The 15,041-nt window shown below is 45.5% G+C and carries 9 protein-coding genes and 1 pseudogene; 1 reads left to right on the forward strand and 9 read right to left on the reverse strand.

Annotated elements, in window-relative coordinates; translation table 11 throughout:
• Positions 1–111: 111 nt before the first annotated feature.
• The 6 genes and pseudogenes from MASE_RS07060 to MASE_RS07085 all read right to left on the reverse strand — a co-directional run bounded on the left by MASE_RS07060 (position 112) and on the right by MASE_RS07085 (position 10,591).
• Complete coding sequence (locus tag MASE_RS07060) at positions 112–2,046, reverse strand: EAL domain-containing protein (RefSeq protein ID WP_014949054.1); 1,935 nt, start codon at positions 2,044–2,046, stop codon at positions 112–114.
• 194 nt (positions 2,047–2,240) lie between these two features.
• A complete protein-coding gene (locus MASE_RS07065) occupies positions 2,241–3,308 on the reverse strand; it encodes an MBL fold metallo-hydrolase (RefSeq protein ID WP_014949055.1) in 1,068 nt (355 codons plus the stop codon).
• 243 nt (positions 3,309–3,551) lie between these two features.
• The gene (locus MASE_RS07070) at positions 3,552–6,599 is read right to left on the reverse strand and encodes an efflux RND transporter permease subunit (RefSeq protein ID WP_014949056.1); all 3,048 of its coding nucleotides are present in this window, start codon (positions 6,597–6,599) and stop codon (positions 3,552–3,554) included.
• 3 nt (positions 6,600–6,602) lie between these two features.
• A complete protein-coding gene (locus tag MASE_RS07075) occupies positions 6,603–7,736 on the reverse strand; it encodes an efflux RND transporter periplasmic adaptor subunit (RefSeq protein ID WP_014949057.1) in 1,134 nt (377 codons plus the stop codon).
• A 278-nt stretch (positions 7,737–8,014) separates the two neighbouring features.
• Positions 8,015–9,939, reverse strand: a pseudogene (locus MASE_RS07080) (monovalent cation:proton antiporter-2 (CPA2) family protein).
• 1 nt (position 9,940) lies between these two features.
• Entirely contained in the window at positions 9,941–10,591 is a 651-nt protein-coding gene (locus tag MASE_RS07085; RefSeq protein ID WP_014949058.1) for an NAD(P)H-dependent oxidoreductase, read from the reverse strand.
• Positions 10,592–10,878: 287 nt separating this feature from the next.
• Between MASE_RS07085 and MASE_RS07090 the strand changes: the two genes are divergently transcribed.
• Positions 10,879–11,373 carry an acyloxyacyl hydrolase gene (locus MASE_RS07090; protein WP_014949059.1) on the forward strand — a complete coding sequence of 165 codons (495 nt, stop codon included), beginning with the start codon at positions 10,879–10,881 and terminating at the stop codon, positions 11,371–11,373.
• An 88-nt stretch (positions 11,374–11,461) separates the two neighbouring features.
• Here the strand turns inward: MASE_RS07090 and MASE_RS07095 are convergent, their stop codons facing one another.
• From MASE_RS07095 to MASE_RS07105, 3 genes are read right to left on the reverse strand one after another with little or no spacing between them, the layout of a single operon-like run.
• Positions 11,462–12,202, reverse strand: coding sequence for a hypothetical protein (locus MASE_RS07095; RefSeq protein ID WP_232362825.1), 741 nt, complete (start codon positions 12,200–12,202; stop codon positions 11,462–11,464).
• Positions 12,203–12,218: 16 nt separating this feature from the next.
• On the reverse strand, positions 12,219–14,516 hold the full coding sequence (locus tag MASE_RS07100; protein ID WP_014949061.1) for a xanthine dehydrogenase family protein molybdopterin-binding subunit: 2,298 nt from the start codon (positions 14,514–14,516) through the stop codon (positions 12,219–12,221).
• A complete protein-coding gene (locus tag MASE_RS07105) occupies positions 14,513–15,004 on the reverse strand; it encodes a (2Fe-2S)-binding protein (RefSeq protein WP_014949062.1) in 492 nt (163 codons plus the stop codon). Before MASE_RS07105 ends, MASE_RS07100 begins: the two co-directional genes overlap by 4 nt.
• Between the last annotated feature and the right edge of the window lie 37 nt (positions 15,005–15,041).

Below are 15,041 nucleotides of genomic sequence, written 5' to 3' on the forward strand. Positions count from 1 at the left end.
TTAAACGTTTCATCGAATCGACGCACAATAAATTCGTATAAAGCGCGGGGTCTCACATAAAGCGTCAATACTTATCCTGACGTTCAGTGCCTCAGACCAGCGAGCTTACACTTAGTACATTGTCCAAAGTGAGGGTTTAGAAAAGTAATAGCCTTGTTGGTGTTCAACGTCTAGTTTTCTCAGTGCAACAGACTCAGCCTCGTTTTCTACCATTTCCGCAATAACATGGATATTAAGGCCTTTCGCAATATTGATAAGGCTAGAGACAAATAACTGATTATCTTTGTTGGTATGAATTCCCTGGGTTAGCCGTCCCGAAAGCTTAACGAATTGAGGCTGAATTGCCCTTAAACCCGCAAGCGAGGCAAAGTTATCGCCAAAGTGCTCTATGGTAATTCTACAGCCCAGCTGTATGAGTTGACGGCAAAAGTTCTCGGCTACTTCTCGATGGTGAATAAGCGCTGCATCTTCGACTTCAAAAATAAGTCTTGGGCATAGCGTTTCCCGGGTTCGAAGCTCTTCAATTAACCATTTTCTAAACTCGCCGTTGGCAATTGAGGCGTTACTAATATTTATAGCAACCTGATGAGACGTTACCGTTAGTTTTTTAAACACGATGCCTGCTACCAACTTATCGACTTGAGGAATAAGGTCCAATCGCTCCGATGCGGGGATAAGTTGCGCCATGGGTATAACATCATTGGTGTCTTTGTCTTTAAATCGAGCAAACGTTTCGTAATATGCTGGTGCGTTTCGCTCTACATTCATCACGGGTTGAATGAGAATATCGGCATATTGCTGCGACACGATGTAATTGAGGCGCTCACGCCATTTTGTATTGCTATGAACCTGAGACACTTCTGAAGAAAACTGCCATCCTTTTTGCGTTTTCATTGCCGCCATCAACGCACTGTCAGCACTTTCCATTACCTGCTGTAACGACATTTGGCTAGAAAAACGTGTAACGCCCATCCACGTTGCTTTGCTTCCATCTCGAAGTGGCGTGGCGTTTGCAAACTGCTTCGACATATTTTCTAACATCAAATCCCGTTCGTCCCGCCCCATAATTTCACTTATCAAGGCGAAATCTCCGCCTGATAACCGAAATACAAAGCCACTTTTGCAATTGTGCTTCGCCTCATGCACAAGAAAGTCCGCGATAGATTTTACATAATTGTCACCAGCTAACATGCCCAACTTAGTATTTATAGTGGTAAGTTGAGCGAGCCTGATGAGAATAAGCTCTTTTTCCTGGAAATTAGACGTGTCAGACAACAGCGCGCGAGTGTGTCGCTCGAATGCACTGCGGTTCGACAACTTCGTCAATGTATCTTTATTGGCTTCTGTTTTGAATCGCTCAGATTGCTGAGCAATGTCATTAAATTTTGATGCTAACGAAGTGGTTAGGGTGTTCACTGTGCTGGTAAGTTGGCGGTAATCTGTTGTAAACGCATTTACCTGCGAGGGGGTGAAGTCGTGGCTATTTATCTCATTAAGCTTCTTAATGGTGTTGGCAATGGGGCGCCTAGCAAATTTGGTTACCGTGACGATATATAGCGCGAGGGCGAAAAATAGCCCACAAAAGATAACAGCATTTTTGATGAGAATAGCGGTGATTTCAGTGTAAATATAAGACGTGTCTGACGTAACTAACAAATAACCATCATTGTTCGAAAAAGGAATTTTCTTGTTAACGGCAGGTGCGGAGTCCAGCTGTAAGTACCAATTAGGAACAATAGTGTTAGGCGAGCGCTCGTACTTCGCAAACACATTTCCTTCGACATCAATGACTTTGGCTGCAGATAAAAACGGCTGCAATACCATTTGACGAAGCATGGCATCAATCACTGATTGCTTCGACTGAGAAGACAAGGCAGAGGTTTGTAAGACGGTTGTTTCGTAACGCAGCCGTGCTTCTTCAGCTTCTTGCTCGATTGACACTGAAGTGCGAGATTTTATTTCGCTTAGCTCAATACTCGACAACACCGTAAATGCTAAAAGCATAAGGGCAAAAACGCCCAAATTAATTTGACTAGACAGCTTCATTGCTAGCAGTTAGCTCCTTTAACTGAGAAATTTATTATTCGCCTCAACCAAATCGAGTACTATCACTTTGATTGAGGCTTTTGTTATACCCGCCAATAGTGCCTAAGCGGCGAATAATAAATGTACTGCAAAACATAGAGTTAAGCGAGCAATTAAAGCCCAGAATAATGAAGCAAGCGCTGTTTATTAGCTACTCACCTTTCGTCTAACCACCAGGTTTTGTTCGGAGCTTCGCCTGCACCCTTAACCGGAACAACTTCGCCAAAGATAGGAATACTGGTGGGAACACCCTTAGCACCAGCAAGGTCTGTGATTTTTATTAAAGGCTCATTCCAATTATGTAGTGCTAAATCAAAGGTACTGTTGTGCACGGGCATCATGACACTAGCTTGAATATCAATATGGGCTTGCAAGCTCTCTTCAGGCAGCATGTGAATGTCAGACCATAGCTGGTTGTACGCACCGGTTTCAATCATCGATAAATCAAACGGACCGTACTTTTCACCAATGGCTTTAAATCCGTCAAAATATCCCGAGTCACCGCTGTAAAAGATGTTGGTATTTGCAGATTTAATAACCCAACTTGCCCAAAGAGTTTCGTCTCTATCAAATAAACCTCGCCCCGAGAAATGCTGAGACGGTGTGGCCACTATTTCAATGTCGCTCAGCTTTGTACTTTGCCACCAATTTAGCTCAACAACTTTATTTGCATCCACACCCCAGTCACGTAAATGATTGCCAACTTTTAGCGGTGTAATAAACACGTCGACTTTGTTTTTTAGTATTTCAATACTGCCTTTATCTAAATGGTCGTAATGGTCATGACTTATGATAACGGCATCTAATTTAGGCAAGTCTTCCAGTGAAATTGGCGCTTGGTGGAAACGCTTGGGCCCCATCCATTGGACGGGAGAAGCACGTTCACTAAAGACCGGATCGATCAAGATATAACGTTTGGCAAGTTTCAATAGGGTAGTAGAGTGGCCCAGCTTTATCACGCTGTCTTCTGCAACTGCGTCAAGCATCTGTGGTGTAAGTGCCGACACGGGTATGTCAAACGTTGGCGTTGCAGCATCTCTATTGTCACGAAAATACGCTTTGGTGACTTTCCACATGTCTCGCCACGTCGTTTTATATTCAATATGAGTATTAGTGAATTTTTCAGGTTGCGACGCGCTTGCAGCAAGGGTGTTTGAAGAACCACAGAAAGATGTCATAAATAAAACTCCAACAAGAAAGCGTGTGCGATTAAAAACGGGCATGCTCTCACCTTAAACAAAAAGTATACTGCACAGTGTAGTATACCCATATTAAACTAATTTTGTTAAAAGTAAACTGGTGGGTGTAGTTTTTGTTGAGAAGGATAGATTGCAGCTAAGCGATAGTATGCAGCCAGCATGAGTAGACTCTCCTCATGCTGGCTGTTAACAATATTAGGTCCGCACCGTTTTTGTGCTACCTACACGAACTAGCGCACAACTAATCGAATTTGTTGTGCGTACTTTTTATTCTGACTTTATACCGTGGAACGTACAGTGCAGCACAGGCAATATAAGCAGTGTAAGTACGGTGGCAACGGTCAGACCAAATACAATAACAACTGCCATTGACGCGAAGAACGCGTCAGAAAACAGCGGGATCATACCCAGTATGGTGGTAATGGCTGCCATTGAAACGGGACGTACACGAGATACTGACGCGGCTACTACGGCATCGAATGCGCCACTGTTACCCTTTGCCTGTACGTTTATTTCTTCCATTAATACGATCCCGTTTTTAAGCACCATACCAATAAGGCTTAAGCTGCCGAGCAGCGCCATGAACGTAAAGGGTGCACCAACTAACACCAACCCGCCAATAATGCCGATAGTGGTGAGTGGAATTACGCCCCATATCGCTAACGCCTGACGAAGCTTGCCAAACAGCAAAACGGTGATAATGAACATACCTAATATACCAATAGGCATACTTGCAAATAGGGCGCTTTGTGCGTCTGTTGAGGTCTCGTATTCGCCGCCCCATTCAATGTGGTAGCCATCAGGCAGTTTAAGCTCTTCTACAAGAGGGCGAACTTTAGCTTGCACACTCGCGGCCGTCTCACCGGATAAAGGCATGGGCTCTGCATAAACCGCTAGCATCCGCACCCGGTTGCGGCGTTTGATGATAGGGTTATCAAGCGATACATCCACATTGCTGATAACATCAGCCATGCTAATATATTTACCTTGTTCTTGGCTCCATACGTTGAGCGAGGCGAGGTTATCTATGTCATAGCGCTGGTTTGGATCGTTGCGCATGACGATAGGTATTAAATCACTACCTTCGCGGTAAAGGCCCACAGTTTCACCTTCATTGTTCAGTAAAAATGCGGTGTGAACGGCATCTCGCGTTACGCCGATACGCCTAGCTTGTTCTTCCAGAAACACAGGTTCAACAAATGGGACTTTGTTGCTCCACGACAAGCGAACGCTGTCCATGGTTTTCTCTGCTTGAAATATGGCTTCAATGTCGCTGCTAATCTCACGCAAAACTTCAGGCTCTGGTCCGTAAATTCTCGCTTCAATTGCCGCTTTTGCAGAAGGGCCTACTTGCAGTGCTTTTACCTTGTATTGCACATTAGGGAAGTCTTCTTGCACCAGCTCGATAATTTCTCGCATACGAGCATCACGAGACTCAACCGTATCAGTTTCAACGATAAGCTGACCATAACTGGCGTATCTGTCTTCTGGCGCATAGGTGAGGGTAAGGCGCTGTGCTCCACCGCCAATAACGCTTGTTACGTTGGCGATATTCTCCATGCCTAACACGTTGTCTTCTAAGCGACGAATAGACTGCTCGGTGGTTAAGATATCGCTACCTTCAGGCAACCACAAATCGACGAAAAACAGCGGTGTGGATGAATCTGGGAAAAATGCATTTTTTACGAATTTACCTGACGCCATGCTGCCTACTAATGCAACAAGTACCAGTACAATTGTCACGTAACGATGATTGATAGCAGCAGTAAGCACACGCTTGTATACCGTAAAAATAATGCCCTTATATGGGTCGTCATCTTCGTCATTAGCTCCGCGCTCCTTTTCAGTTTTAAACAGTAAGTCGAAAAAGAAGGGGGTAATGGTAAGTGCGGTGATCCAACTTAAGAAAAGCGAAAAGCACAGTACCCAGAAGAGGGAGCCGACGAATTCACCTGTGGCATCTGGCGATAGACCAATTGGCGCAAAAGCGGTGATGGCAATCACAGTCGCGCCAAGCAGCGGCAACCCATTTTGCGATACCACGTCTTTTGCCGCCTGAAGTTTGGTTTGCCCTTTTCTCACACCAATCAACATGCCTTCGGTTACCACGATGGCGTTGTCGACCAACATGCCCAGAGCAATAATAAGCGCACCCAAGGAGATTTTTTGCAACTCAATGCCTTTTACCGACATCAATATAAAGGTGCCGAGAATGGTAAGCACAAGAATGAGCCCCATCAGAACGCCACTGCGCCAGCCCATGAAAAGTAGCAGCACGAAAATAACGATGGCCACGGCTTCAACAAGGTTAATAAGAAAGCCAGTTACAGAATCGTCGACCACTGTAGGCTGGTTGTAAACGGTATCCAGCGTCATACCCAGGGGCATACGCTGCTCTAGCTCGGCTATTTTGCTATCAAGCCGTTTACCTACATCAACTACATTTACCGCCGACGCGAACGACACACCAATTGACAGAGCCGGCGTGCCAGAACTGTGATAAAGGATTGAAGGGGTATCGTTAAGCTTGCGCTCAATAGTCGCAATATCTGTTAAGCGAATAAGGCCGCTTGCCGGTGAGCCAATCACCACCTGACCTAACGCTTCTAGGTTATCAAATTCGCCAGTGGGCTGTATGGACAGGCGCTTGCCCTGAACCTTAATCGAACCCGCGTTGCCCACTACATTTTGCGCGGTTAAAAGGCCAGCAATGGATTCTGCAGAAACATTAAGGGTTTTCATTTTATCGTGATCTAACGACACAATAATCTGTTCATTAACGGTACCGGCAATCGACACCTTTTTTACACCGTCAACAAGCTGAATCTCTCGCTGCATTAAATCTGCAAAGTCTTCCATTTGCTTAAGGGAGTAGTCTTCGCTTTTAAGAGTAAGCAGCAGGCCAAAAACGTCACCAAAGTCATCATTCACAATCGAGGTGCTGGTGCCAGGTGGCAGCGATGCTTGTGCATCGCCCACTTTACGGCGCAAGTTGTCCCAGTATTGCTCTAGGTCCTTGGCCTGAACACTACTTTTAAGCTCAACAGTAATTTGCGATAGCCCAACCATGTTTACTGAGCTGATTCGTTTTACGTTGGGTATACGCTGAATCGCCTTTTCAAGCTGCAGCGTAACTTCTTCCTCAACTTGCTCAGGCGTTGCCCCTGGGTATTGAGTAATAACCAGAGCATTTCTAATGGTGAATTCAGGAAACTCTAGCTGACCTAAGCCAAGAAAAGTCACAATGCCGCCAACACCCAAGATGATGGCGACCATCCAGCTAATTACTTTTTGACGAAAAAAATACTCGACCATGGCTTATAGGCCCCCTTCTTTCGTCCACTCCGTAACAGCTTGGCCTTCTTTTACAAGATGAGCGCCAGCAGCAACGATTTTATCATCGTCGTTTAGCGGGCCTTCAACTAACAGACCGTTGGAAATACCGCGCGTAATCATCACTTCTACTGCTTCTACGGTGCCCTTCGTTGCGTCGCTATCACTAGGTTTAAAACGCCATACAATCGCTTTGTCCGGATCTGCATTGTCGGTAACCACCGCACCAAAAGGCACTAGCCAAAGTTTTGCGTTAGACTCAATGAGTTTCGACATATCAAGTAATACGGTGGCGCTCATGCCCGCTAGAACATTGATGTCGTCTGGTTCTGGCAGAGTAATTGTTACCTCATAACTAAGCTCGCCTTGTCGCGTGGTGCTTTCGTGATCCTTATACATGGCCGCGTAACGCTTGTCTGGCATACCTGAAAAGCTCACCCATGCCATTTCAGATGTACGATTTTTACGGGCTCGTGAGCGATCAATCATACGCATTTTTTGCTCTGGCAATTGAAACGTAACGTCGATTGCACCCGGCATATGAAGCTCGGCAATGGTTTGCTGCGGTACAATGACTTGGTAATTTTCAACAGGAACAGACGCTATAAGCCCCGCAAACGGTGCGCGAAGCTCAGTATAGCTTAGCTGGTCCTGTGCGTTGGTCAGACTGGCTTTAGCGGCTAAAAAATTGGCTTTCGCTTCATCAAAAGTAGAGCGGCTTACCGCGCCTTTTTCAACGGAAGCCTCCATACGTTCAAACATAGCCGATGACACGTCAAACTGAGACTGGGCGGTGGCTAACTGTGCTTTCGCGTCTCTATCATCAAGTCTTGCGATAAGCTGGTTCTCTTTAACTTCTTCACCAGCTTTTACTCTGAGTTCTTGGAGTTTGCCGCCAATGCGAAACGAAAGGTTTGAATACTCAGCCGCTTCCACTTGCCCCGGGAATTTGGCGATGGTTTCGTCTGAGTGCTGCACTTTATAAAGCGTTACCGGTGTCGATGAGACTGCTTTGGGTGGCGTGGGGGCTTCCTCACACGCACTTAATCCAGCGAGTGCAGTAAATACCATCACAGTGCGCAGGGCTAAGCTGTGAAAGAGACTTTTTTCAGACAACATGGTAACTCTCCATTTAAATAGACCACTTTTTATTCCCACTAAGGCAATGGGTTATCTTGTACAAGGCGCGTGTTAACTTTTGAACGTGAAAGATAAAAAGCCAATATACGACAAGTTTGTTATACATACAGGTTATAGCGCTTTTTTCCCTTTTCGATCAGCTTTTTGTTTATTTTTACAAGGCGATAGTATGCTACCACCCATAAATATTCGTGGGTGTCCGGTCACTATCAGACAATTACCTTCTCGAAATACCGCCGGCTAGTTCGCAATTCACCCTAATCAGGTTTCTCATCGGGCGCGAGGTTTTCAGCATAGCCTTTCGGTGGTGGCGTCCAGCCACGCATTTTCGAATGCTTGTCGTGTAAATCTGCTTTTAGCGCATTTTCGATTAGCGACTCAAGTTCAATAAAGAGTTTCAAATAATTATTGTCTACTCGTTCTCCGCTGGCCTCATCCGCCCACGCGTGATACAGCACATCGTTTTGCTGAGCCTCAATATTTTTATACGCCATTTTTTGCCGTTCAACTTGGAAAGGGTGAATATTGAGTGAGCGAAGTGCCTCTGCGCCCATTTCAAGAGCGCTGTGGTACGTTTCTGATACCACAAAATCTGCACCCAACTGGCGCAAGCGATACCCATGACCGCGGTCAAAGGCACGCGCAAGCACTTTAATGTTAGGAAATGCGTGCTTGGCGTATTTCACCATTTCGGCAGCGGTTTCTTTATCGTCTATAGCAATAACTAGTAACGATGCTTCATGGGCGCCAGCAGTATGCAAAATGTCTGGTTTGGATGCATCGCCAAAATAGGCTTTGGTGCCAATCCGTCTGATAAGGTCTATTTGCTCAGAGCGAATATCAAGCACAACGGTATTTACATCGTTGGCCACTAAAAGACGGTTAATGATTTGTCCAAAGCGCCCAATTCCAGCAATAACGACGGTGCCTTTCTCGTCAATTTCATCTTCAGCTCGCTGTGATTTCGCGTTTTTGTAGCGAGGAATGATGGCCTTGTCGAAAAGAATAAAAAGTCCTGGTGTTAGGAACATTGAAATGGCAACAACAAGCGAGAGAACAGAAATAATGTCGCTGGGAAGCACATAGTTTTGCGAGGCAAAACTTAATAGCACAAAGCCAAATTCACCCGCCTGAGCAAGGCTTAATGTGAATAGCCATTTGTTAGTGCCTTTTATTTTAAAAATTAAGGCGATGATAAACAGCACAATGGCTTTCACAAGCATAACAGCTACGGTTAGCCCTGCTATTAGCATTGGGCTCTCACTAAGTACGGAAAAGTTAATGCCTGCGCCTACCGTTATGAAAAGAGGCCTAACAGTAAGCCTTTAAACGGCTCGATATTAGCTTCAAGTTCATGCCTGAATTCACTGTTTGCTAAAACTACACCAGCCAAGAATGCACCAAGGGCGGGAGAGAGACCTACAAGTCCCATTAGTGCTGCAATTCCTATAATGAGCATGAGCGCAGTGGCGGTAAAAATTTCCCGTAAACCCGATGCAGCAACAAACTTAAATAAGGGGCGACTTAAGTAGTGTCCTCCGATGGTTAAAAAGGCAATTGAGCTAATGATCACAAGACCTGAAGCCCATGGGGCAAGCCCTTCAACTAAATTAAAGCTATCGTGTGACCCTGTATCGCCGCCATGTGCATTTCCTGCTTCGACCAGCTCGGGTATGGCAAGGAGGGGGATAAGCGCAAGCATGGGAATAACCGCGATATCCTGAAACAGCAACACAGAAAAAGCGCTTTTGCCTCCTTCCGTTTTTTGCAGCCCTTTTTCCTGCAACGTTTGTAAAACAATGGCAGTTGAAGAAAGGGCGAATATAAGGCCTATTGTAAGGGCAATGCTAAAAGGCTGATCAAGCAATATGGCTACGCCTGTGATAAGGGCGGTGGTTAACGCTAACTGAAGGCCGCCCAATCCCATTAATTTTGACTTCATCGCCCACAGCGAGCGAGGCTCTAGTTCTAGCCCAACCAAAAACAGCATCATGACTACACCAAATTCAGCAAAATGTTGAATGGCAACAGTTTCGTCACCAACAAGGCCGAATATGGGGCCAATCACTAGCCCTGCTATTAAATAGCCTAGTACAGACCCTAATCCAAGACGCTTCGCAATGGGCACTGCAATTACGGCGGCGACCAGATAGATAAATGCATATAAGAAATAGCCAGTCACGTTACTCTCCTTGCGATGTACAAAGGTCTGCGAGATTCTCGATGTGCTTTGCTTTTTCTAGATTCAGGGTGTTAGTGGTCAATTTGTTTAGCAAGGTTGTCCACTTACCTCTATGTTCAGCAACGCGATGCTCTTCTTGCGCGGTACGAGAGCCAAAGATCGCAAAAGGAGCAATGTAGGTCATGTGCGTGATCTGAGCCATTTGCTCTAAAGGCTGGAGCAGTTGCCTGATGGTGTAATGATTAAAGCCATCAGTTTGATAGGCTTCTTCCTTACCGCCTGCACTTAATGCGCAAAGAAATAATTTATCTTTAAGTGCAGTGCCTTCATGCCCATAGGCAAAACCATATTCCAACACTAAATCTTGCCATTCTTTTAAGATTGAAGGTGTGGAATACCAGTAAAGTGGAAACAGAAAAATAATGACATCGTGGTCAACTAAACGCTGCTGTTCCCGCTCAATATCAATATTGAAATCTGGATATTCCGCATACAAGTCAACAGCAGTAACGTGTTTATTCATTTTTGCTTCGTGAAAAAGCGGCACATTTACTTCTGAACGGGTTTGCGCGGGATGGGCAAAGAGAACCAGTACTTTCTTACTTTTCTTAGTGCTCTCTACATTGCTTTCAATGATGTTCTCGTCAGTCATACATTTCTACTCAGTGCTACATCCAGCTCTAGTTGAGCGATAAGGAGCCGTTGATTTTTGATGTGCAAAACACGGCAAAGGTCAAAAGACCCTAGGTTATTCATTAATTCAATCTGTACGTTTAGAGCAAATAAGAATGTGTTTTTCCTCAAAGTTATAAGGTTACTAATATTTATTAGGTTGAAAAAAGTAACCTGATTACCATTATGTACTCACGTATAAAAACCGCTTCTAATAGAAGCGTCGACGGAACACTATTTTTAACTTTTGCTTAGAACAGTATAAACATGAAAACACCAGTAAAAACACTCGCACTTGCATTATCTTTACTTTCTCCCCTTGTTTCTCTTTCTACTCAAGCCCTGCCGCAAGGAAGTGAGCTTAAAGCTGGGGCTGCGGTATGGAACTTGTTTGATGACGCAGACCGTTACGCATTGCATGTGGCTTATGTTCACAAACCGCTCGAATCATTTTACGGAATTCGACCAACAGTTCTCTTGGTAAACGCAGATCAAGGCCAACACTATTTCGCTGCGGGGTTGGCAAAAGACGTCTACAAATACAATGACTTTTCAGTACGCGTTGCCTTTCACGCGGGCATTGTTGATGAATCTGAAAATTTAGGCGACACCATTGAGTTCTATTCATCACTTTCCGGACTCTACAATTTTTCTGAATCTTTTTCGCTAGAGGCTGAAATTGGCCATATTTCTAACGGTGGGCTAGGGGACACGAACCCTGGTTCAGAATCGTTCGTATTGAGCGCTCACTACCATTTCTAATCTCGCCTAAACAAGCAATGCCTACTTCTTTTGTTGAACAGCCCGCTTAAAACGCGGGCTGTTCATTTTTGGCAAAGACTTTTTTAACTTAACTTTCTGTCGGGCAAGGTGCGCCGCCGTTAATCCAAACCGACATTGCCTTAGCGAACTGTGCATGTGTGCCAGGAGCAGGTGTTCTGCCTGGGCCGGGGTTCCATGCCCATCTCACTAATGGATCATCACTGACATGGTGTTCAAATTCTTTTTTGAACGTTTTCATGTCATCTCTTCCCCCACGTTGAGCAAGAAAAGAGTTCAAACGCGGGTTTAACCAATTGTTGCATAATTTTGAGGGTGTCATGTCGCTGCCAATAATCATGGTAGGAGGCGGCATGTGCCACACGAAACCTGGCATAAGGTCGTTTGCTGCACCAGGTGGCCTGCCAGGTTCACGCGCATTTTCATCTTGGTGACATCCGCGGCAGTTTACGGGGTGCGTTTCGCCAACCTGAACAAACTTTCCATCTTGCACCGCCATTTTCAAATTATTCACAGAGGTAATGTTCATAGGGTGGGGGACGCTGTTGTCGCCCACTGTCGGTCGGTGAGCGCCATCTTCAATAACACCATGACAGTTCACACACCGTGGATGTGTTGCTACATCGAACAAGTAGTTAAATGCTGTCGTTGGGTTAGGATCTTGCTGATAAGCTTCAAAAGCAGGCGTTGAGTTAGCTGCTTTTGAAACGCTAGCGGTCAAATTACTATGGTCGCTATCGTCATTTTTGTTTGCAATACACCCGCTCAGGACGAATGATGAGAGAGCACCACTTAATAGGACTGTTATCATTTTCATCATACTGCCCTTATGCTTTTAATGCTGCGGTAACGTGTTGAGCAAGCATGGGCAAATGACGTAGCCGTACACCAATCGCTTGGTATACTGCATTGCCGATAGCAGGGGCTACACCAATAACGCCAGGTTCACCAAGACCAACTGGGAATTCATCGCTCTCTACCAGTTCAATGTCCATTTCTGGTACATCGTTCATGCGTAAAGGAAGATAAGTATGTAGGTTGGTTTTCGCGACTTGACCATTTTTTATTTCATTGTGTTCAAATAAGGCCAAGCTGAGCCCCCACAACAGTGAACCTTCAAGCTGCGCCATGGCGCCATCTGGGTGAATAACAATACCGGCATCCGATACTACCCAAAGTTTCTTAACGGTTATTTTTCCTGTGCGCTTATTAACATGGACATGTGCAGCGGTGGCTAGCCACGCTGGCATTGTACGTTCTTGCCCTGCTGTCACGCTATAACCAATGCCTTCGTCAGCGCCAAGTTTAATATTTGCGGTCTTTTTCTTAAGAATTTCAAGAGTATTGGCAAGTCGTTTGCCTCCGCCCACACTTTCTGGCGCTTTGCCTCCTTGTTTACCTTTACCGTCTAACATCGCAAGCCTGAAGTCGACAGGGTCTTTGTTGGCTTTAATGGCAGCTTCGTCAATAAACGATTCTAAGCCCCATACAATCCAACCTTGACCTACCGAACGCAGCCAGCCTGGTGTGAAAGTATCTTGCGCGACCTTGTTATTAACAACGCGAGCACGGTGATGTGACATGGTGTACCAGTGATCGGCTCCCGACGCTGAGAACATGTCTACTTTGCCCTTGCCATCAACGCCAGGTACAAGAAAATCTGGCGCCATGTGTAAGGTTGGCCAACCGGCAGCGAGTGCATGTTCCATTCCTGTGAATTCACCATTTTCGTCAAACGATGCGTTAAACAATGATGTTGATGCAGAGCGAGGTTGGTCAAACAGGGCATCGTCTGGGCGCATAAATACCAGTTTTACTGGTTGACCTGCCGCCTTAGCAGTAAGTAAAGCTGGAATAACCCAGTCACCGAAAAGACGGCGTCCAAAACCACCACCTAGGTAGTATTGATGCATAACGACTTCGTCATCCGACACTTCAGCAGCTTTGGCTACGGCCGGCAGCGTCAGTCCTTGCCACTGGTTGCCTGTATGGATGTGCCATTTACCTTCTTTGAATTCCGCAATAGCGTTCAACGGTTCTAGTTGGAAGTGACTCGCCGTAGAGGTTGTATATATCGCTTCAATAGTAGAGGCAGCATTAGCCTGTGCTTTAACTACGTCGCCTTCGTCAACAAAGACAGTGCCTTCATTGCGGTCACGTACAATTCTTTCGCCTTCTTTTTGTATATCAGCTTCAGAAACATTAGCGGTTTTACCGGCGTTATAGCTGACTTTTACCATATCAACAGCTTTAATCGCGGTGGGGTAGTCTGTAGCCAATACAGTGACCCAGCCTTCGATGGTACCGCTTGGATCGGTAAGCACTTTATAACCTTTATATCCCGGTAGACTCTTAGCCTTACTGTCGTCGACATTCGTTACTGTACTGCCATAACGCGTCGGCGGCAGAATGGGGCGTGCATAAAGCATATTTTCCACTTCAACATCAATACCGTATACCGCAGTACCGTTAGTTTTAGGCGGTATGTCGAGAGCCTTATAGTCTGCATTAACGCCAATAAGGTGGCGTTTTTTACCCGGCTTAATCGGCAGTTCCGCAAGCTCATCTGCACTGAATGTTTTGTCTACTTTGCCATTCGCTACGATATCGCCATAGCTAATTTTCTTGTTACCTGAGATAACAAAGCCTTTTTCTGCCTTACAACTATCGACAGGCACGCCAAGTAGCTTCGCACCTGCAGCAGTTAACACCATGCGGCCAGCGGCGCCCGCCTGAGAAATGGGCTTGTAAGTATGGAAAATTGACCAAGAGCCGCCTGTTATCATGTAGCCCCATTTAGGGTCTGTATCAACGTGCACAATAGACACTTTCTCCCAGTCGCACTCAAGCTCATCAGCCAAGATTCTAGCGATTGGCGTGCCGATATGCTGACCCATTTCCGCTTTGGCTATGTTGACGGTGACGTTGCCATCTATATCCATCTCAAACCAAACATTTGGAGAAAACTTTTTGTTTTCAATACTTTCCTTCGCCGACAGCAGGGATGGAATAGCAGCAGCACCAAATGCCATGAATAAAGACGTTTTCACTGATCCCACCATGAAAGAACGGCGAGATAAGTTGATCATATCTTTCTTTTCTTGAGAGATATTTTTCATGCTCATGCGTTTTCCCCTTCTGATGAAGCGGTTGGATCAAAGTATTGAACGGAAGACGTTGCAGCGCGCTTAATCGCCTTTTTTATGCGCGGGTAAGCCATACAGCGACAATAATTGGTGCTCATGTGATTAACGATATCTTGGTCGCTCGGGTTTGGATTTCTGTCTAGCAATGTCGCTGCTTGCATGATTTGGCCAGACTGGCAATAGCCACACTGAGGAACCTGCTCTTCTACCCAAGCAGATTGCAGCGGATGCGCGTTGTTGAAGCTTTCAATAGTGTTTACGTTCTTATCTTTAGCTAACGAAACGGGATAGGAGCAAGAGCGAATAGCGTTACCATCAATATGTACCGTGCATGCGCCACACATCGCTACACCGCACCCAAACTTGGTACCTTTTAGTCCAAATTCATCGCGTATTACCCAAACGAGAGGCGTATCTGATGCAGCATCTGTCTGCACTCTTTTTCCATTTAACGTAAATTCAATCATGGTTTGTGTCACCGTGAAGTTAATGTTTAATATGCTC

The sequence above is a fragment of the Alteromonas macleodii ATCC 27126 genome, assembly GCF_000172635.2.
Taxonomy (GTDB): domain Bacteria; phylum Pseudomonadota; class Gammaproteobacteria; order Enterobacterales; family Alteromonadaceae; genus Alteromonas; species Alteromonas macleodii.